The sequence below is a fragment of the Aureimonas ureilytica genome (assembly GCF_001475935.1).
Classification (GTDB): Bacteria; Pseudomonadota; Alphaproteobacteria; order Rhizobiales; family Rhizobiaceae; genus Aureimonas; species Aureimonas ureilytica_A.
On sequence record NZ_LDQA01000011.1, the window covers coordinates 26,395 to 46,453 of the forward strand.

Below are 20,059 nucleotides of genomic sequence, written 5' to 3' on the forward strand. Positions count from 1 at the left end.
TCAGAGCCCGGCCATCGCCCCGCCGAAGCGCGCCGCCACATAGGGCGCGCGGCGCGGGTGATGCTTGAGCGCGCCCAGCGCAAGACGAACGCCCGTCCAGCGCCCGCCATTGCGAAAGGCCTGCGCGGCGCAATAGGTCATCAACGCCACTTCCGCCTCGCGCCTGAGACGCGCCAGCGGCATGTCGCCCGCGCCGGGGCGGGCGGCGGCGTCCGCATAGATGCGCTCCAGCGCGGGACGAAAATCGGCGAAGCGGCGATGGCCGCCCATCATCACGCTGGCCCCGTGGACGCGGTAGTCCAGAACATGGCGCGGCGTATAGAGAATCGGCCCCAGTGCCGCGAGACGGCACCAGAGATGCCAGTCCTCGCAAAGCGAAAGCGCGGGATCGAAACCGCCGCTGGCCGCAAACCCTGAACGGGACACGAGCACCACGCCGCCATTGATCAGGAAATTGCCCGACAGCAGCCGTTCGAGGATCAGACCGCTCGGCTTGGCGCGGCGACGGCGCAGGAGATGGCGACGGCCGGTGACGCGCCCGTCCGCCGCGATGCGCTCGTAATCGCCATAGACGGCGACAGGCGGCTCACCGCCCTGGACCGCCAGCCGCAGGAGATGGTCCAGCGCGCCGGGCGCCAGCCGGTCGTCCGCATCCAGAAACAGGAGCCAGCCGGCCTCCGGCACAAGCGCGGCCCCGGCATTGCGCGCGGACGAGACGCCGTGACCGGGATTCGAGAGAAGCTGGATGCGCGGGTCGCGCATCGCGGCGACGCGCTCGCGTGTATCGTCCGTCGACCCGTCATCGACAACGACAACACCGGCCAGACACGCGCCTTGCTTGAGCACGCTCCGCACCGCCTCCTCGATGAACGCCGCGCCATTGCGCACCGCGATCACGACGGCGACGAGGGGGGTGGCCGGGGAAGACGAAAGATCAGCCGCCATGGATGGTCCGATATTCCTGGTAGCGCAGGCCCATCAGCCCCGCGAGCTTGCCGCCGGCCCGTGCCAGAAGCAGAAGGCCGGCCACCCGCCGCTGCGGCTTCCAGGCCAGAAGCGTCGCGGACACGAGCCCGACACCCAGCGCGCCGGCGATCTTGGAGGTCTCGCGCAGCGGCGTGAAACTCGGCGGGCGGTGCTTGAGATTGATGAGAATGTCCGTGTTGCCGCTGCGATAGGCGCGGCGCAGCATCCAGCCGAGCGTGCAGCGGCTGGCGGGATAATCCTCCCGCACCGCCGCCTCGCGCGACCAGGCAAAGCGCGCGCCGGCCAGTTGCAGCCCGATCAGGAAGTCGCGATCCTCGCCGCCGAGCAGCGAATAGGCCGGGTCGAACCAGGGCTCGGAGCGCGCGCGAAACAGGGCCGCGTCGAACAGGATGTTGCTGGTCGCATCCACCAGATCGACCCGCCCCGTGCGCAGCGCGCCATAGGCCCCTTCCGACGCGCGCAGGACATGGGCCGCCGGCGGGCGCTCATAGGAGCGATCCACCGGGCCGCCCACGACATCGGCGCCCTCGCGGCGCTGGACGGCGAGAAGCTGCGTCAGCCAATCCGGTTGCGGCCATTCGTCATCGTCGATCATCGCGATGTGCGACACGGCGGGGTCCTCCAGCGCGGCGCGCACCAGCACGTTGCGCGCCGCCGCCACGCCGCGCTCCTGCGCCGGCACGAGTTGCAGCGGCCAGCGATAGCCCTCGGCGACAAGCGCCGCGCAGACCGCCTCCCCCTCGCGCCGCTCCATATCGTTTTCCGCCACGATGACGCGCAGCGGCCCCGCGTGGTCGAGCCGCCCCACGGCCTCTAGGCAGCGCCGCAACGCGCGTGGCCGGCGACAGGTCGGGATCGCGACCACGATATTGTCCTGTCCAGCCATATTCGCCTGTACGCTCCGCACCTGTTTGCCCGACCCAACGCCCTTGGGTGATGCAACCTGATGTAAATTATGCTTCCGCTAAACTCTACCTATAAGGGCATTTCCGTCCGCACGGGATTGGAAGGTCGGGACCGCTGTCGAAAGAAAACCGCGTGCGCAAGATCGTCATCACCGGCGCGGCGGGCTTTATCGGGTTCCATCTGGCAGATCGGCTGCTGTCCTCGCCGAGCGACGGGCCAGTCGTGGTTCTCGGCCTCGATTGTCTGGACGATAGCTATGACGTCAGCCTCAAGCGTGAGCGTCTGGCGCTCCTGTCGCGCCATGCCGGCTTCGCCTTTCGCCCGCTCGACATTGCCGAGCCCGAACCACTGGCGGCGCTGATGCGGGCGCAGACGCCCGATCTCGTGGTGCATCTGGCCGCGCGCGCGGGTGTGCGGCGCTCGCTGGACGAGCCCTTCGCTTATGCAAGCGCCAACGTCACAGGCCATCTCAGCGTGCTCGAAGCCTGCCGACGCATGAGCCGGCCGCCGCGCCTCGTCTATGCCTCGTCGTCCTCGGTCTATCGCGGCACCGGGCTCACGGCTTCGGCCGAGACGGACGTGTCCGACAGGCCCTCCTCGCTCTATGCCGCGACCAAGCGGGCGGACGAGTTGATGAGCGAGACCTATGCCGGATTGTTCGGGCTGGAGCAAGTCGGGCTGCGCTTCTTCACGGTCTATGGTCCGTTCGGGCGGCCCGACATGGCCTGCTGGCGCTTCACCGACAAGATCCTGAAGGGCGAGCCGATCGAGGTCTATGGCGGTGGGGCGCACTGGCGCGACTTCACCTATGTCGACGACATCGTGTCCGGGATCCTGTCGGTCGCCTTGACGCCGCTCACCCTTCCGGCCGAGCGCCCGCACGCGATCTACAATCTCGGTTGCGGACGGCCGGTGCGCCTGTCCGCCTTTATCGACCTTTTGGAACAGGCCATCGGCCGGCCGGCGATCCGTCAGGCTCTGCCGATGCAGCCGGGCGACGTGGAGGGCACGTTCGCCGATATCGGCGCGATCGCGCGCGACTATGGCTACCAGCCGCAAGTGCCCGTCGAAGAGGGGGTCCGGCGCTTCGTGCGCTGGTTTCGCGCGCGCTATCCCGGCGGCGTGAGCGCGCCTTGAGCCCTTTTCCCCGCCTCCCATCATCGCGCCCAATCGACCCGCGCGAAGCTCCGGGCCATCAGCTCGTCCTCCGCATGGCGCGCCGGGTCGAAGCTTTCGCGCTCGGAACGGTCATATTTCCAGTTGGTGCTGATCTCGCGGAAATGGCGGAAGCGGAAGTCGCGGCTGACGAGGCGTGCCCGCCACCAGCCGTTGATCGTGTGCGTGTGCCACTGCGCTTCCGGCGGGCAGCGGGCGGGCACGACGGCCCATTTCGGGTTGCAGCGCATGGGATAGCGCGGGATCAGCCCATAGCGATAGGTCACGACGGGCGCGAGCTTGTGGCGATAATCGGTGAAGCGCGCGGGCGCGGCCTCGTCCAGCGGACGCGTCACGCCCTCGATCCCGAAAACCCAGTCCCCATAAAAAGAGGTGACGCCGGCGGGGGAGGCTTCCGTCGCCTCGAAGACCGAGCGGCCCGAGCGCGACAGGACCAGCTCGTCCAGATCGCAATTGAGCACCGAGCGCGCGCGCTGAAGAAAGCGCCAGCGCGCATCGGCGAACATGCCGAGCTGCGAGAAATTGGAGTCCCAATAGCGCTTGGAGCCATATCCGGGCGGCCCGTGGCGGAAGGGCCATTGGACGACGGTCACGCGCCTGAACCCCTCGACCTCGCGAAGCGCCGCCAGAAGTTCCTCCGGCCCGTAGCGCGTGGAGCCGTTGTCATAGATCAGAAGCGCCGTCGCGCCATGGACATCGCGGTAGAAGCGCGCCCAGTCCTGAAGCCAGACGAGTTCGTTGTTCTTGGACAGGGTGAGGACGACGCGCTCGCCCTCGAACGCATCGAAGCGCGGCGGGCTCACCTCGACGCGGAAGCGACCGAGCGGCCCGTCGATCTCCAGCGCCTGCGTGCCCGGCTCGACCTCGACCAGAAACTCCTCGTGCCGGTCGAGCAGGCGGTGATGGGCGCGGCAGGGCCGGCCGGAGGGCAGCGCGGTGATACCGGCGGCCAGCACGGGCTCGCGCAGGTTCAAAAGCGCCGGGCAGAGAAGGCGCACGTGGCGCCCATCCTCGCTGCCCACCGCATCGAAGACGAGCGTGTGGAAGTCGAAGCGCGCGTCGAAATCCGCGCCGCGAAACTCCTCGGGGCGGCTCGGAATGCGGCGCACCGGCGCGTCCTCGGGAAGCACGAGGGAGCGGACCGTCTCGACCGCCTCCTGTCGTTCGGGCAGCGTGACGGACGGGGCGGGGGACATGCGGGTCATGCTCATCTGCTGATATCTCGGGCGCCGCATCACGCGTCCGCCTTCCGGCGGAAGCCACGCCGCCATCCCGCGCGCCAGGCCTCGCGCGCCGGCCGCTCCAGACCATGGAACGTGACCAGCGAAACGAGCATGACGGCGGGCACGAAGAGAAAGCCGGCGAGCGGTGTCAGGGTCTCGATCCCGCGCCCCAGAAGCGCCTTGCACAGGCCCGCCGCGACGATGATCAGCGCGCCTTGATTGAGATAGACGCCATAGGACATGTCTCCCAGCCAACGAGCGACCCAGGCCGGGACGGGCCTCAGCGAAGCGCCGATGCCGGCGGCGACCAGGAGGGGCATGAAAAGGCCGATCGTCAGGAGATCGACCCAAGGCGCAGGGCCGAGCGCGGGCTTCCATTGGACGATCGCCAGCCACGCGACCAGAAGCGCGCCGAGCCCGATGGCGGGGCATGTCCATGGGCGGCGTCGGTAGGCCCGATGCAGCAGCATTCCGAGGCCGAAGGAGAAGAAGACGCGTGGGAAGCCGCCCCAGATGTTCGACGTGGCCCAGCCGATATCGGCACTGCCGTAGAACAGGATGGCGGCCAGCAGACCCGCTCCGGCGGCCAGCGTGACAAGGAGAAGCGGGCCTGTGCCAAGTCGCGCAAAGGCGATGAAGAAAGACAAGCTCGCGATCATCTCGAAGAAGATGGACCAGGTCGCGCCATTGAAGGGGAACAGGGTCTCCTTGCCATAGGGCTCGAAGAAGCTCGGCAGCATCGCGAGGTTGACGGCCCCGGTCGGCCCGAGTCGCGCGGCGTCGATCCAGCCTTCGTTGGCGTGGAAACGCGCCGTCATCACGAAGAAGCCGAAGACGGTCGTCGCCAGAAACAGCGGATAAAGACGCGCCAGGCGCAGCGTGAGGAAGCGCCCGAAGCCGACCGCGCCGCTCGCCACGCGCTCGCCATAGGTCAGCGACAGGACGAAGCCGCTCAGAAGGAAGAAGAGATCGACCGCGAGATAGCCGCCCGGCAGGAGATGGCCGCGCAGGCCGAACATGAAATCGACGTGGTAAACCAGCACGACCAGCGCGGCGAGGCCGCGAATGAGGTCGAGACTTTCGAAATAGGCGGAGCGTGCGACGGGCGAGGTCATGCGCGGCGGCCTCCCTTCAGCCAGTGGAGTGCCTGGGGCAGGACGTCCCGCCGCAGGTTCGCGACATCGAGCAGAACAGCCGCGAGCCCATAGGTCCCAGCCCCGGCCAGCACCGTGAGTGCCAGAAGAACAGTGGGCGACATCTCCGCCCCATGCAGGACGGCGAGGCAGGTTGCCGTCATGGCCAGCGCGGCCAGACCGACCCGGCCGAGGCTCGGGAGCGGCACTGGCATGGGGAACACCGACCGCAGAAGCAGGATCGACACCAGAACGCCCACGATGTCCCCCAAGACGATGCCATAGGCCGCGCCGAGGACGCCGAACGGACCGATCAGCAGGATCGACGCCCCCACATTGACCAGAAGCGTGACCGCGCCGCAGACGACCTGCCGCAGCGGGCGCTCCACGATCTGGAAGCCGATATGGAGATAGAACTGGGCGAAGGCGTTGAGCCCGCGCGAGAGCGCCAGAAGCGGCATGAGAAGTCCGACTTCGGCCTCGAACGCCCGGCCCGCCACGACCTCGCCGAACAAGGGCGCAACGAGGATCAGGCCCACGACCACCGGCACCATGGCGGCCAGAAACAGCTCAGCGCCATCGGCCAGATGCTCGCTCGATCCGCGTCGGCCTGATGTCACATGGGCGCGGATCGCCATCGGTCCGACAATGGCCGCGACCGAGGCGGCGACGATGCCGGTCAACTGACTGGTGACATCGAGCGCCGCACCGAAATGCCCGGCCGCCTCGGCACCCAGCAACCAGCCGACGATGAGGCGCGCCAGCGTCGCATTGCCGGAGAAGACGAGGCCCGAAAGCGAGAGCGGCAGGCCGTAGCGCCAGAAACGCCGGATCACAGCGTCCCCTGCCCGCTCGCTCGGGGCGGCGCGCAGAAGAGCGACGAGTGAGAGGATGGACAGCGCCGCAAAGCCCGCCGCGATGCCTGCCACCACGGCCGAGCCGGAGACGAACAGAAAGGCCGCGCCGGTGCCGAGCGTGAAGCTCGTCAGACTGCGCGCGATGCTGAGCCGAGCGAAGGCGGCGGAATGGTGGCGCGCGCGGCGCACCTCCTGCGTGATGTCGAACAGCGCCTGCGCCACCGTCATGGCGAGGACGGCGAACACCGCGAGGATCGAAAACTCCGGCAGGAACTGGACGGCACCGAGGGCCAGCGCGGGAACGGCCAGACCGGAGAGCACCGCGAACGAGGCCAGCGTGAACGGCAGGAAGTCGGTCTGCGGCGCTTCGGACTGATAGCGTCCCAACGCGAAGCGCAACCAGCCATAGAGCACGTTACCGATCAGGTAGGCGAGGCTGACGCCGACCGAATACACGGCATAGTCGGCCGGGCTCAGGACGCGCGTATAGATGCCGAAAGACACGAAGCCCATGATGCCGGGCGTGGCGAAGGCCATGAGATAGATCAGCGCGTGCCGGGTCATACGCGCCGCGCCAGAGAGGGCGGGCGCGGCAGCCGGCGCGTCGCGGGCTCGGGCACGAAGGCCCTTTTGGCGCTTTCCACACGGCAGCGGCGAATGCCCGCGACACCGATGATCAGGAACAGCCAGGCATTGTCGGCGCGCCCCAGCATGTTGGACTCCGTGCCATTGTGCAGGAGGCCGAAGAGCCAGAAGGACACGAACATGCCCAGAAGCCGCGTGTCGTTTCGCGGAATGGTGGCGAGGTCCAGAACGGGCCGCACGAGGATGAACAGGAGAGCCAGCGCCAGCCCCGGCAGGCCGATCGTCGCGGCCGTGTCGAGATAGCCCTGATGCCCGTAGGAGGCGACGGAAACCCAGGTGTTGCCGTCCGTCGCGGCGGGCGAGGCCGCGCCGATCTGCCAGAAGGACAACATGCCCGCGCCCATGAACGGATGCTCGCCGATATAGCGCACGAGCATGGCCCAGACATCCGTGCGCCCGGTGAAGCTGGCGTCACCGATCACCACCCGCGCGAGATCATGGAAAAAGTCGCTCATGGTGGAGAGGATCGTCAAGGCGTTGATGGCGAAGACCGCGCCGCTGGCGATACCCAGAATGGCGAAGAGCGACCGCGTGCGCAGGATCGCGGTGGTGAGGCAGAAGACCGCGACGAGCAGCGCGAGACTGGTCTTGGAGCCCGACATGACGAGGAAAATCACCTGCGGAATGGCGAGGAGCATGAGCCAGGCCGCCGGCACCCGCCCCCGCGCCGCATACAGGATGAAGAGTTCGAAGACGCAGACCGGGCCGGCGATGTTCTTGTGCGCGAACTGCCCCTTCCACAAACCGTTCAGCTGCGGCTCGGCCCCGAGGAAGCCATGGCGGCCAAGGCCCGGCAGGGCGAAGACGAAGACATATTTCGTCACCGTCTCGGCCAGGATGATGGCGAGGAACAGCCAGAGGATCGTCACCATGCGCCGGGGCGAGGCCACGCAGAGAATGGTCGCGAGCAGGGCAACCAGCGTGAAGATGTAACGGCGCATCGACACGTCGGGCAGGATGGCGATCGGCACGCTGGCGGCACACCAGCCCATCAGGAGGATCAAGGACAGGTCGAACTGCTGGCGCACGTCCGACCAGCGGTCCTGCACGTTGAGAAGCGCGAAGGCCAGCGATCCGAACCAGAGAAGCTGCACGATCAGCGTGCCCTCGCGGCCCGCGCCCGGGTCCTCGCGGAAGCTGACGGCGTTCGGGTTCGGGAAGAACCAGATCATCAGGAAGAACCCGATGAAGGACGCCATGCGCAGGTGATCCCATTCGAGGCGAAAGCCATGGGAGGCGCGAGGCGGCACGCGGCCGGCGGCAAGCCTAGCCATAATAGGCGCTCTTGCCGGGGGCGTATTCATATTCGAAATAGCGTTTGGCCGCGCGGCCATCGACCTTGTTGAGGACAATGCCGACGGTTTTCCTCTGGATCCGGTCGGAGAGTTCGAGAGCCCGGCGCGCATTGTCGGCGAGCGTCCCGCCCCATTCCACGGTGAAGACGAAACTGTCGATCATCTCGGCCGAGGCGCGCGCGTCGATGATCGGCAGAAGCGGCGGCAGGTCCACCACGACATAATCGTAATGGCGCTTGAGTTCGGCCAGCAGGCCGGCCATGGCCGGGGACGAGAGAACGTCGTTGGAACTCGTGCCCTCCTCCAGCCGGACGGCGGGCAGGAAGTCGAGGCGGCGGTCGCGCGTCTTGACGAGGGCCTGGGCGGCCCGGCCGCCGATAAGATCGGAGAACGGCAGGCGGGCCGTGCCGGCCAAACGCCGCGTCAGCGAGGGATTGCGGAAATCCCCGTCCACCAGAAGGGCACGCGCGCCCGACTGGGCGGCGAGTTCGGCGAAATTGGCCGCCAATGTCGATTTGCCCTCGCCCGGCAACGCCGACAGGAAGCCGACGATCTGCGGCCCGCGCTCGGGCGGATGATCGTCCACCGCCAGCTTGATCGCGCGGATGGCCTCGGCAAAGCGCGAGATGGGATGGGCCACGACCTCGCGCAGCATCCCCGCTTCCGGCCCCTCCAGGCTGGGAACATTGGCAAGGCAGGCGAAGCCCAGCTGGCGCTCCACATCAGCCGGGCGGCGCAGCGTCTTGTCCGTGGCATCGCGCAGGAAGGCGAGGCCGAAGCCGCAAAGCGCCCCCATGACCAGCGCGCCGGCCAGCGTCATCGAGGCGCGCGGCTTGCTCTTCTGACTGGGCGGCGAGGCGCTGGTGATGAGCCGCGCTTCCGTCAGCGGGAAGGACTGCTGCTGCACCGTTTCGCGGTAGCGCTGGAGGAAGCTGTCATAAAGCGCGCGGTAGCTCTGGGCCGAGCTTTCCAAAGCGCGGAGCTGCACCTGCGCTTGACCCGACAATTGCGCCTCGGCCACCGCCTCCTTCAGATTGGTCTCGATGGTCTCGACGCGCGCGCGCGCGATCTCGTAATCGCTGCGATAGCCCTCGCCGATGCGCTTCAGCTCCTCGTCGATCGAGCGCTTCACCTCGGACAACTCGTTGCGCACGTTGGTGACCGCCTGATGCTGGCTGCCGAGCCGCTTGATCAGATCGGCCTCGCGCTTGGTCACCTCCGAATATTGGTTGCGCAGCTTGATGATGACCTCGTTGCGCAGGGCGTCGGTCAGCGTCCAGTCGGACAGGTCGGAGGCGAGCACCTGCTCCACGCGGTCGAGGCGCGCGCGCGCCTCGCTGGCCGTGCCCCGCGCGCCCGAAAGCTGGGTGCTGAGTTCGGTCAGCTGCTGCTCCGACAAGAGCCGCCCGCCGCCGGCATCGACGATGTTGTTGCGGGCGCGGAAGTCCACCACGGCGCGCTCGGCGTCGGTCGCCTGCGCGCCGAGCTCGGCCAGGCGCTCCTGCATCCAGACGCCGGCGCGCCGGGTAGACTGGTACTTGGCGTCGAGCTGGTCGGTGACATAGGCGTCCGCCACCGCATTGGCGATCTCGGCCGCACGCACCGGATCGTTCGCGGTGAAGGTGATCTCGAACACGAAGGTGACGCCGACGCGGCGCACCGACAGATTGTTATCGACCAGCGCTGCGGCCGCGCGCAGCTTCTGCTCGGGGGTCGGCGGCGTGGGCGCCGAGATCCACGAGCGGAGCGCGCCCTTGAGCGCGCCAAACCCGCTCGGGCGCGTCAGATCGGGGTCTTCGTCCAGCTTCAGCTTGCGTACGACGGCGAACGCGATGTTCTCCGAGCGCAGGATTTCCAGCTGGCTTTCCACGGTCGGATTGTCCAGCGGCGTCTCGGTCTGGTTGGCGGCCGACGGGTTCATCATCGTGGTGGACTTGCGCGCGTCCATGACCATGACGGCCGTGGCCGTGAACTGCGGCGCCGCTGTCATCAGATAGAGGATGGCCAGCGCCAGAAAAGCGCCCGTCACCGCGCCGATCAGCACCAGATGGCGCCGCGCCGTACCCCAGATCTGGAACAGGAGTTCCGTGGGCGACAGGATCGCGGAGGCCGGTTCCCGCTCGACAGGTGAAGGGGCGCGATGGAGCATGAGCGAACCCGCCTAGACCAGGGACCGGAAGTAATGGACGGTGCGCTCGATCCCGTCGGCGAGCGCCACCTTCGGCTCCCAGCCGAGATCGGCCTTGGCGCGCGAGATGTCGGGGCGGCGCTGGCGCGGATCGTCCGAGGGCAGCGAGCGGAACTCGATGCGCGACGATGAGCCCGTCACCTTCAGGACGAGTTCGGCCAGTTCCAGCATGGAGAATTCGCCGGGATTGCCGATATTGACCGGGCCGGTGAAGCCGTCGGGCGTATCCATGGCCGCGAGCATGGCATCCACCAGATCGTCCACATAGCAGAAGGAGCGCGTTTGCTCGCCCGTGCCGTAGATGGTGATGGGCTCGCCCTTCAGCGCCTGCACGATGAAGTTGGACACGACGCGCCCGTCATTGGGGTGCATGCGCGGGCCATAGGTGTTGAAGATGCGCACGACCTTGATGCGCAGCGCATGCTGGCGCCAATAATCGAAGAACAGCGTCTCGGCGCAGCGCTTGCCCTCGTCATAGCAGGAGCGCATCCCGATCGGGTTCACATGGCCCCAGTAATCCTCCACCTGCGGATGGACGAGCGGGTCGCCATAGACCTCCGAGGTCGAGGCCTGAAGGATGGGCACGTTCAGCCGCTTGGCGAGGCCGAGCATGTTGATTGCGCCATGCACGCTGACCTTGGTGGTCTGCACGGGGTCGCGCTGGTAATGGATCGGCGAGGCCGGGCACGCCAGATTGAAGACCTGCGACACCTGCACATAGAGCGGAAAGGTGACGTCGTGGCGCAGCACCTCGAAGCCGGGATGCCCGATCAGACCCGCGATATTGGCGCGCGTGCCCGTATAGTAATTGTCGACGCAGACGACATTCGTCCCGCGCCCGATCAACCGCTCGCACAGATGCGAGCCGATGAATCCGGCGCCGCCCGTGACGAGCGCGGTTTGCGTATAGGGGTTCATCCCGAGGCTCCCACCACAGTCGGAAAAGGCGCCGCCCTCATGGCGCGCCCTTGGGGCCTGCCCGCCTTCGGGCCGGCCGGTCGCGCGATCAGGCCGCCGCCTCGGTGCGCGCGCGCATCGGCGCGTCGCCGCCCCGGCCGACATCGTGATACTGGAAGCCCTTGGCCTCCATGATCTCGCGCTTGTAGACATTGCGCAGGTCGAGAAAGACCCGGCCCGTCATGGCCGCACCGATCCGCTCCAGATCGAGCGCGCGGAACGTGTTCCATTCCGTCACCAGAACCACGGCATCCGCCCCGGCCGCGCAGTCATAGGCGTCGCTCGCGTAGGCCACGTCGTTCAGCACCAGCGCGGCCTGCCCCATGCCCTCGGGGTCGAAGGCGCGCACGTTCGCGCCGCCGTCTTGGAGCGCGGTGACGATGGCGAGCGAGGGCGCGTCGCGCATGTCGTCCGTGTTGGGCTTGAAGGTGAGGCCCAGCAGGGCCACCGTGCGCCCGCGCACGCTGCCGCCGAGCGCCTCGATCACGCGCCGCGCCATGGAGCGCTTGCGCTGGTCGTTGACGGCGGCCACCGTTTCCACGATGCGCGAGGGCGCGCCGAAATCCTGCGCCGTCTTGATCAGGGCGAGCGTGTCCTTGGGGAAGCAGGAGCCGCCATAGCCCGGCCCGGCATGAAGGAATTTCGCGCCGATGCGATTGTCGAGACCCATGCCGCGCGCCACGTCCTGCACGTTGGCACCGACCTTCTCGCAGAGATCGGCCATCTCGTTGATGAAGGTGATCTTGGTCGCCAGAAAGGCGTTGGCGGCGTATTTGGTGAGCTCCGCCGTGCGCCGGCTGGTGTGCAGGATCGGCGCGCTGTTGAGATAAAGCGGGCGATAAACCTCGTTCATCACCTCGCGCGCCCGCGCGTCGTCGGAGCCGACCACGATGCGGTCCGGCCGCTTGAAATCGTCGATCGCCGCGCCTTCGCGCAGGAATTCGGGATTGGAGACGACCTGGAAATCGGCGTCTGGGCGCAACTCGCGCACGATGCGCTCCACCTCGTCGCCCGTGCCGACCGGAACGGTGGACTTGGTGACGAGCACGGTATGGCCCCGCAGCGCATGGGCGATGTCGCGCGCGGCGGCATAGACATAGGTCAGATCGGCGAACCCGTCGCCGCGCCGTGAGGGCGTGCCGACCGCGATGAACACGACCTCGGCCTCGGCGACGGCAGCCGACAGATCGGTGTCGAAGGACAGACGCCCCGCCGCCATGTTGGAGGCCACCAGCCCGTCCAGGCCCGGCTCGAAGATCGGAATGCGCCCCTCGCGCAGGGCCGAAATCTTGTTGGCGTCTTTATCCACACAGCGCACGGCGTGGCCGAAATCGGCAAGGCAAGCGCCAGACACGAGTCCGACATAGCCGGAACCGACAATCGCGATCTTCATGAAGGGGCTCACTACGACAGGGAAATAAAGATTAGACGTGCCTGCCGCTTCGGCCGGCTCCGTACTTCCTAAACGCCACTCTAGATGGTTCTTTTCCTACATCACCCAATCCATGGTCAAGTGCGGTGCAGCAATATTATTGTATTTTTCGTAATATATACTTCTATATAGGAATTCATATACATGATGTAGGATTGCTTGTTTAAAATTGATACGCGCAGCTTGGTAATCTCTACCGACATCGCTGCGAGGATCGGAGCCATCATCACGAATGGAACGATCGACCGCGCCCCCCGGCGCTCGATCGCTGCGGGAGACAAGGCCTTGCCAACGCAGACCGATCCGACGAACACCGGCACACCCGCCAACAGTCTGACAGCCGAGATCGCGGCGGCGCTCGCCAACCTGGCGCGCTCCCAGGCGGCGGAGGCGACCGGGCGTCCCGTCGCCTGGCGCTATGCCGACACGGCGGGCACGGCCGTATCGGGCACCGCGCGCGCCGACGAAATCCGCGGCGGTGCCAACACGGTCCTGTCCGGCGGCGAAGGCGATGATGTCTATATTGCCTGGAACCAGACGACGCGCATCATCGAAAAGGCCGGCGAAGGCATCGACACGGTCAAGACCTGGGCCTCGTCCTTCACGCTCGACAACACGCAGTCGATCGAAAATCTCGTGCTGGCCGGCACGGCCAACTCGTCTGGCACGGGCAACGATCTCGACAATGTGCTCACCGGCAACAGCGGCGACAATATCCTGAACGGCGGGCGCGGCAACGATGTGCTGATCGGCGGCGGCGGGCGCGACACGTTCGTGATGCAGAAGGGCGGCGGCCAGGATGTGGTGCGCGACTTCGCCGCATCGGGTGCCTCGGCCGACAAGCTGCTGATCGAGAACACGGGTTTCGCAAGCTTCGCGCAGTTGAAGGAGCGGATCGTACAGGTCGGCGCCGACACGCTGGTGCTGCTGGAGGAAGGCGACGCCGTTCTCCTCAAGGGCGTGAACTCGGGCGACCTGACGGAGGCGAACTTCGCCTTCAAGCCCAGCGCCACGACCTCCTCCCCCGTCCAGAAGGATGCTGCCCCTGTCGAGACCCCTGCTCCCCAGACCGTCGTGATCGCCCCCTCGGCCCTCACGGAAAAGCTCCTGGCGGTGTCCGGCGGGCCGGGCGCATGGCTCAGCGCCAAGACCGCCAATGGCAGCCTTCAGGGCGGCGCGGGCAACGACCAGCTGTCGGCCCAGGCCGCCTCCGTGACGCTCATCGGCGGGGCGGGCGACGACACCTATATCGTCAACCCGACGACGCGCATCGTCGAGAAGGCCGGCGAAGGCATCGACACGGCGCAGAGCTGGTACAGCTACAAACTCCCCGGTGACCAGTCGATCGAGAACCTCACGTTGATGGGCTCGGGCGCGATCGACGGCACGGGCAACGATCTCGACAACATCATCACCGGCAACGACGCCAGCAACGTGCTGGAAGGCGGCCGGGGTGCGGACACGTTGACCGGCCGGGGCGGCAGCGACACGTTCGTCGTCATCCAGGGCACCGGCACCAAGACCATCACCGACTTCACCGTCAGCGGTCCGGCCGCCGACACACTGCGCATCGACGGCGCGTCGTTCGGCAGTTTCGCGGCCCTCAAGCAGCGCATGGTGCAGGTCGGCGCGGACACGCATATCGACCTCGGCGGGCGCGAGGGCGTCATCCTCAAGGGCGTGGCGATCGGCAGTCTCTCGGCCGCCAATATCCGCCTCGTCAACGTCGCCGATACGATCATCGGCACGGCCGGCGTCGACACGCTGGACGGGGGCGACGGCAACGACACGTTGACGGGCGGCGCCGGGCGCGACGCCTTCGTGATCGCCAAGGGCAACGGGTCCGACACGATCACCGATTTCGCGGCCGGGTCGCAGGGCGACTTTCTCGATCTGAAGGGCTTCGCCTTCGAGAGCTTCGAGGCCTTCCGCGCCGGGGCGACGCAGGTCGGCGCGGACACGGTGATCGCGCTGGGTGGGGGCGAGACGCTGACTCTGAAGGGCGTCACCGCCTCCAAGCTGGTGGCCGAAAACGTCCTGTTCGAGAACGCGCTGCCCCTCACCGGCTCGTCGGGCGCCACCTTTTCGTCCAGCACCGCTGGCGCCAGCGTCAACGGGTCGGCCGGCAACGACTACATGATCGCCACGGCCAGGAACGTGACGCTCATTGGCGGCTCCGGCGACGACACCTATGTGGCCTCCGACACCACCATCAAGATCGTGGAGAAGGCGGGCGGGGGCATCGACACGGTGCTCAGTTGGAACGACATCGGCTTCGCCCTGCCGAGCGGCCAGTCCGTCGAGAACGTGACCCTGATGGGCAAGGCGAACTCTTCGGCCATCGGCAACGAACTCGCTAATCTCGTCACCGGCAATGACGGCAACAATGTCCTGAACGGCAAGGGCGGAAACGACGTCCTCTCCGGCAAGGGCGGGGCCGACACGTTCGTCGTCGCGCGCGGCGAAGGCTCGGACCTGATTACCGACTTCTCCTCCACGGAGGGCGATCGCATCCGTCTCGACGGCTCGCGCTTCAAGAGCTTCGCGGAACTGAAGGGCGCGATCAGCCAGGTCGGCACCAACAGCTTCATCGCGCTCGGCGAGGGGCAGACGCTGACGTTGCAGAACACGGTGGCGAGTTCGCTTTCGGCCAAGGACTTCGTCTTCGACCTCGACAAGAGCGGGATGGTTCAGACCTTCCGCGACGATTTCAACAGCTTCTCGCGCTTCGACGGCACGGGTGGCACCTGGCGCACCCAGTTCGAATGGGGCGGCGTCAACGCCTATACGCTGAGCTCCAACGGCGAGGGGCAGCTCTATGTCGACAATACGTTCAAGGGCCTGCCCGGCAAGGAAGCGGCCGCTCCCCTCGGCCTCAACCCGTTCTCGGTCCAGAACGGCGAGCTGACCATCACGGCCAAGGCCCTCCCCGCCTCCGTGTCGGGGTCGACCGGAAACTTCCAATACATGTCCGGCCTCATGACCTCGGAGGCCACCTTCGCCCAGACCTACGGGCATTTCGAGATGAAGGCGACCCTGCCGCAGGGCGCGGGCGCCTGGCCGGCCTTCTGGCTGCTGCCGGTCAACAACACCTGGCCGCCCGAACTCGACGTGATGGAAATTTTCGGCGACCAGCCGGGCGCGGTGCATTTCGACGCCCATTCGGCCAGCGACGGCATGAACAAGGGCAATTACGGCCTCGTGGGCGACCTTTCGGGCTCGCACACGTTCGGCGTCACCTGGACGCCCTACACGCTGACCTATTTCGTGGACGGGCACGAAATGCTGACGGTGGACACGCCGTCCGACATGAACAGCGCCATGTACATGCTCGCCAATATCGCGGTCGGCGGGCTGGCCGGCGAGCCGGGGAAGGATTTCCTGGCGCAGATGAAGATCGACTCGATCTCCGCCTATCAGCTCAGCGACTATACGCTCGCCCATTACACGCTGAAGACATCGGCAACGCCAACCACGACCATCACCGGCACGAGCGCCAGCGAAACGCTCAATGGCACGGCCGGGGCCGACCGGATCGACGGCGGCGCGGGCGTGGACACGCTGGTCGGCGGGCTGGGCGACGACACCTATATCGTGCGCAATGGCTCCACCAAGATCGTGGAGGCGAGCGGCGGTGGCATCGACACGGTGCGCTCCGAGGTCTCCTTCACGCTTTCCGCTTTCGTGGAGAACCTGACGCTGACCGGCTCCGCCAACATATCGGCGACCGGCAATTCCCAGTCCAATATCCTGATCGGCAATGCCGGCGACAATGTCCTCAACGGCATGGGCGGCAACGATATCCTGACCGGGGGCGCCGGTCGCGACACGTTCGTGATCGGCAAGGATGCGGGCTCCGACATCATCACCGATTTCGAGGCCGGGAAAGGCGCGGGCGATGTGGTCCGGCTCGACGCCTCGCCCTTTTCGAGCTTCGCGGACGTGAAGGGCGCGATGACGGAGGTCGGTGCCGACGTTCACCTCGCCCTGTCGCCCTACGAGACGCTGGTGTTCCGCAATCACAAGATCGCGGATTTCGCCGCCGACGACTTCCAGCTGCCCGCCGCCCCGCCCGTCAGCGCCGGCTACAGCCTGAACGTGACGGGCACGAGCGGCGCGGACCGCCTTGTCGGCTCGGGCTCCAACAATCTCATGGACGGCAAGGGCGGCAACGACACGCTGATCGGCGGACGCGGCGACGACACGTACCGCGTCTATGCCGGCGACAAGGTGACGATCATCGAGAAGCCCGGCGAGGGCGTCGACACGGTGGAGACCTACGCCTCCTTCACGCTGCCCGACAATGTCGAGAACCTGACGGCCATGACCTGGAACGTCTCGCTGACGGGCAATGCCATGGCCAACCGCATCACCGGCCATGGCGGCGCGGAAATTCTCAACGGCAAGGGCGGCGACGACTGGCTGACGGGCGGCGGCGGCAACGACATCTTCGTCTTCGAAAAGGGCTCGGGCTTCGACACGATCACCGATTTCCACGCGGCCGGCACGGGCAAGGAGCACGACACGATCCGGCTGGTCGGCTTCGGCAGCGGCGCGACGCTGACCCATGAGGGCGATGTCTGGACCGTGCATCACACTGGGGGCACAGACTCGTTCCGCACGCTCGGCGTCGAAGCGCTCGACGCCAGCGACGTGGTCTGGGCCTGATCGGCTCGGGGAGGCTCGGGGTGAACGTCCGGGCCTCCGCACGGTGATCGTCTCACCGCCGCGAGCCATCTCGTCCGCCCACCGGACAGCATGGGCGAGCAGGCGGCCGACCGAGGGAAGGCGCGCAAGCCGCCGGCCCGGGATCGCGGGAAGTCTCTATCCCGCCGCGCGGATCGCGGTTTCGATCACGCCCCAGAGCGGCTTTCGCTGGAATTGGGCGTCGAAGGCGAGCGGGCGCAGCGGACGCCCGTCCCGCCGCCGGCTCCAGTCGTAATACTGGTACCAGCTCTTGTCGTCCGTATAGCCCCAGGTCGTGATCGTGACGGGCTTGGCCTCGGCCATGACGCAGTCGAGATAGGTCTTGGCATGGTCGGCGGCGAGCCGGTCGCGTTCCGCCTCGTCGGCCGGCATGGCCGTGTCCTTCACGTCGAGCTCGGTGATGGCGATCTTGTAGCCAAGGCTCACCACCTCCCGCGTGAAGGCCGACAGCCCGTCGAGATCGAGCCGCCCGGTTCCGTCGAGATGCGATTGGAACCCGACGCAATCGACCTCGGCCTTCTGGTCCCGCAGGTGCCGCAGAAGCTTCAACAGACTGTCGCGCTTTCGCCGGTCCTCCGCCTTGGCATATTCGAACCCGTATTCATTGTAGCAGAGCAACGCCTTCGGGTCGGCCTGCCGCGCCTGCGCAAAGGCGCGGGTCATGTAGTCGGGGCCGAGGCGCTGAAGATAGAGCGTGTCGCGCAACCCGTCCTCGCGCGGGCTTTTGGGGTCCACCTGCTCGTTGATCACGTCCCAGCGCACGACCTGCCCGCGAAAGCGCGAGACGGTATGGTCGATATAGGTCGCCATCGCCTGCTCGAAGGCGGCGGGATCGTTCACGGACTTCAGCCAGTCGGGCACCGTCTGGAACCAGATCAGCGTATGGCCGACGAGGCCGACCTTCTTCTCCGCAAGGTAACGCGCGAAAAGATCGAGCTTGGTGGTGTTGAAGACCTTCGGGCCCGGCTGGACAGCGCGCCAGTGGAACTCGTTGCCCGGTACGCAGAGCGAGCATTCGGCGAAGAGCTGGTCCATATAGGCGCGATTGGCGGGAAATCGGCTCGCCGGCTCGCAAAGGCCGAAGGGAATGCCCGCCTTCTGCCCGGTTTCGCGCAGGCTCGGATGCGACGAGAGTGCCGCTCCGCTCTCGGCCGCCCTTGCCGGGCCGCCGGCCGTCGCCGCGCCCAGAAGCGCGACGCCGCCGCCGATGAACTGCCGCCGATCGAGCATCGCACCATCCCGTCCGCAAGAAGAGGAAAGCAGGCCCTGCCCGCCGCGATGGCATTCTTAACGAGTCATATCGTCCGAATGAAGTCCAGATCCAGAAAAAGCCTGGAGACCTCAGTCCTCACAAATCCTCTATAGTATAGATGGATCGAAATTCCGGCGATAACTATATCTCTCAACGAAGCCGCAGGGCGCGTCGACCTAAGGTCACCCCAAACAAGAACGCAGGGAGAACCGACATGCTGCTCTGGGCCATCGTCCATCTGGTCTCGGCGCTCGCCGTCATCGCGCTGTCCGACCACGCCTCATGCGAGGACAGGAGAGGAGCGGCCTGACGCCGCCCTTTCCGTTCAAAGCGGAAAATGGCAGGCCGCGAGCGAGCCGCCATCCCGTGCGGTTAAGATCGGGCGCTCGGTGCGGCAGCGGTCCCGAGCGCGCGGGCAGCGCGGCTCGAAGCGGCAGCCGGTGGGCGGGCTTACGGGACTCGGCGTCTCGCGCGCGGGCAGGCGCGCGCCGCGCGTCTTGCGCCCATGGGCGTGCGGCTCGGGGATCGCCTCCAAGAGCGTCGCCGTGTAGGGGTGCTTGGGCCGCGAGAAGATGTCGTCCACCGCGCCGATCTCGACGATGCCCCCGAGATACATCACGGCGACCCGGTCGGAAATCTGCCGGACGACAGCCAGATCATGCGCGATGAAGATATAGGTCAGGCCGAACCGATCGCGCAGGTCGCAGAAGAGATTGACGATCTGCGCCTGTACCGAAACGTCCAGCGCCGACACCGGCTCGTCGGCGACGATCAGCTTGGGCTTGAGCGCCAGCGCGCGGGCAATGCCGATGCGCTGGCGCTGGCCGCCCGACAGCTCGTGCGGATAGCGCCGCGCGAAGCTTTCGGGGAGTTCGACGCTGGTCAGCAGGTCCGCCACCCGCGCCTCAATCTCGGCCGGGGCGGCGAGCTTGTGGACGCGCAGCGGCTCGGCCAGAAGATCGCCGATCCGCCGACGCGGATTGAGCGAGGCATAGGGGTCCTGGAACACCATCTGAAGCCCGGCGCGCAAGGGGCGCAGCTGCTTCATGGTCAGCCCTGAAATCTCCTGCCCGTCGAAACGCAGGCTTCCGTCGGAGAGATCGTGCAGCCGCGTGATGCAGCGCCCGAGCGTGGACTTGCCGCAGCCCGATTCCCCCACGAGCCCTAGCGTCTCGCCGGGCATGACGTCGAAGGACACGTTGTCCACCGCCGTCAGCACCTGCCGCCGCGCGGCGAGCCAGGAGCGGCTGGCGTTGAAGCGCTTGGTGACGCCATTGGCGCTGAGAAGGGGTTGGGTCATG

Annotated in this window: 13 protein-coding genes; 2 read left to right on the forward strand and 11 right to left on the reverse strand. The window is 66.9% G+C overall.

Features of this window, described 5'->3' with window-relative positions; all coding sequences use genetic code 11:
* Entirely contained in the window at window positions 1-945 is a 945-nt protein-coding gene (locus tag NS365_RS04340; RefSeq protein WP_058599057.1) for a glycosyltransferase, read from the reverse strand.
* A complete protein-coding gene (locus NS365_RS04345) occupies window positions 935-1,873 on the reverse strand; it encodes a glycosyltransferase family 2 protein (protein ID WP_058599058.1) in 939 nt (312 codons plus the stop codon). The genes NS365_RS04340 and NS365_RS04345 overlap by 11 nt, the downstream gene beginning before the upstream one ends.
* A gap of 152 nt (window positions 1,874-2,025) precedes the next feature.
* Between NS365_RS04345 and NS365_RS04350 the strand changes: the two genes are divergently transcribed.
* Complete coding sequence (locus NS365_RS04350; RefSeq protein WP_058599059.1) at window positions 2,026-3,030, forward strand: NAD-dependent epimerase/dehydratase family protein; 1,005 nt, start codon at window positions 2,026-2,028, stop codon at window positions 3,028-3,030.
* A gap of 20 nt (window positions 3,031-3,050) precedes the next feature.
* Here NS365_RS04350 and NS365_RS04355 read toward each other — a convergent pair whose 3' ends face one another.
* From NS365_RS04355 to NS365_RS04385, 7 genes are all read right to left on the reverse strand, one after another.
* A complete protein-coding gene (locus NS365_RS04355) occupies window positions 3,051-4,274 on the reverse strand; it encodes a hypothetical protein (protein WP_153003647.1) in 1,224 nt (407 codons plus the stop codon).
* A 29-nt stretch (window positions 4,275-4,303) separates the two neighbouring features.
* Entirely contained in the window at window positions 4,304-5,407 is a 1,104-nt protein-coding gene (locus tag NS365_RS04360; RefSeq protein ID WP_058599061.1) for an acyltransferase family protein, read from the reverse strand.
* The gene (locus tag NS365_RS04365) at window positions 5,404-6,846 is read right to left on the reverse strand and encodes a polysaccharide biosynthesis C-terminal domain-containing protein (RefSeq protein ID WP_058599062.1); all 1,443 of its coding nucleotides are present in this window, start codon (window positions 6,844-6,846) and stop codon (window positions 5,404-5,406) included. Before NS365_RS04365 ends, NS365_RS04360 begins: the two co-directional genes overlap by 4 nt.
* Window positions 6,843-8,201, reverse strand: coding sequence for an O-antigen ligase family protein (locus NS365_RS04370; RefSeq protein ID WP_058599063.1), 1,359 nt, complete (start codon window positions 8,199-8,201; stop codon window positions 6,843-6,845). The genes NS365_RS04365 and NS365_RS04370 overlap by 4 nt, the downstream gene beginning before the upstream one ends.
* A complete protein-coding gene (locus NS365_RS04375) occupies window positions 8,194-10,371 on the reverse strand; it encodes a GumC family protein (RefSeq protein WP_058599064.1) in 2,178 nt (725 codons plus the stop codon). The genes NS365_RS04370 and NS365_RS04375 overlap by 8 nt, the downstream gene beginning before the upstream one ends.
* A gap of 12 nt (window positions 10,372-10,383) precedes the next feature.
* Window positions 10,384-11,328 carry a UDP-glucuronic acid decarboxylase family protein gene (locus NS365_RS04380; RefSeq protein ID WP_058599065.1) on the reverse strand — a complete coding sequence of 315 codons (945 nt, stop codon included), beginning with the start codon at window positions 11,326-11,328 and terminating at the stop codon, window positions 10,384-10,386.
* An 88-nt stretch (window positions 11,329-11,416) separates the two neighbouring features.
* Window positions 11,417-12,760, reverse strand: coding sequence for a UDP-glucose dehydrogenase family protein (locus tag NS365_RS04385; RefSeq protein ID WP_058599066.1), 1,344 nt, complete (start codon window positions 12,758-12,760; stop codon window positions 11,417-11,419).
* Window positions 12,761-13,084: 324 nt separating this feature from the next.
* Between NS365_RS04385 and NS365_RS04390 the strand changes: the two genes are divergently transcribed.
* Window positions 13,085-17,467: a family 16 glycosylhydrolase gene (locus NS365_RS04390; protein ID WP_193753384.1), complete on the forward strand. Its 4,383-nt coding sequence runs from the start codon at window positions 13,085-13,087 to the stop codon at window positions 17,465-17,467.
* A gap of 156 nt (window positions 17,468-17,623) precedes the next feature.
* Here NS365_RS04390 and NS365_RS04395 read toward each other — a convergent pair whose 3' ends face one another.
* The gene (locus tag NS365_RS04395; protein ID WP_058599068.1) at window positions 17,624-18,736 is read right to left on the reverse strand and encodes an endo-1,4-beta-xylanase; all 1,113 of its coding nucleotides are present in this window, start codon (window positions 18,734-18,736) and stop codon (window positions 17,624-17,626) included.
* Window positions 18,737-19,083: 347 nt separating this feature from the next.
* Window positions 19,084-20,058 (reverse strand): ABC transporter ATP-binding protein, encoded by a 975-nt coding sequence (locus NS365_RS04400; RefSeq protein ID WP_058599069.1) that lies wholly within the window; start codon window positions 20,056-20,058, stop codon window positions 19,084-19,086.
* Window position 20,059: the final 1 nt, after the last annotated feature.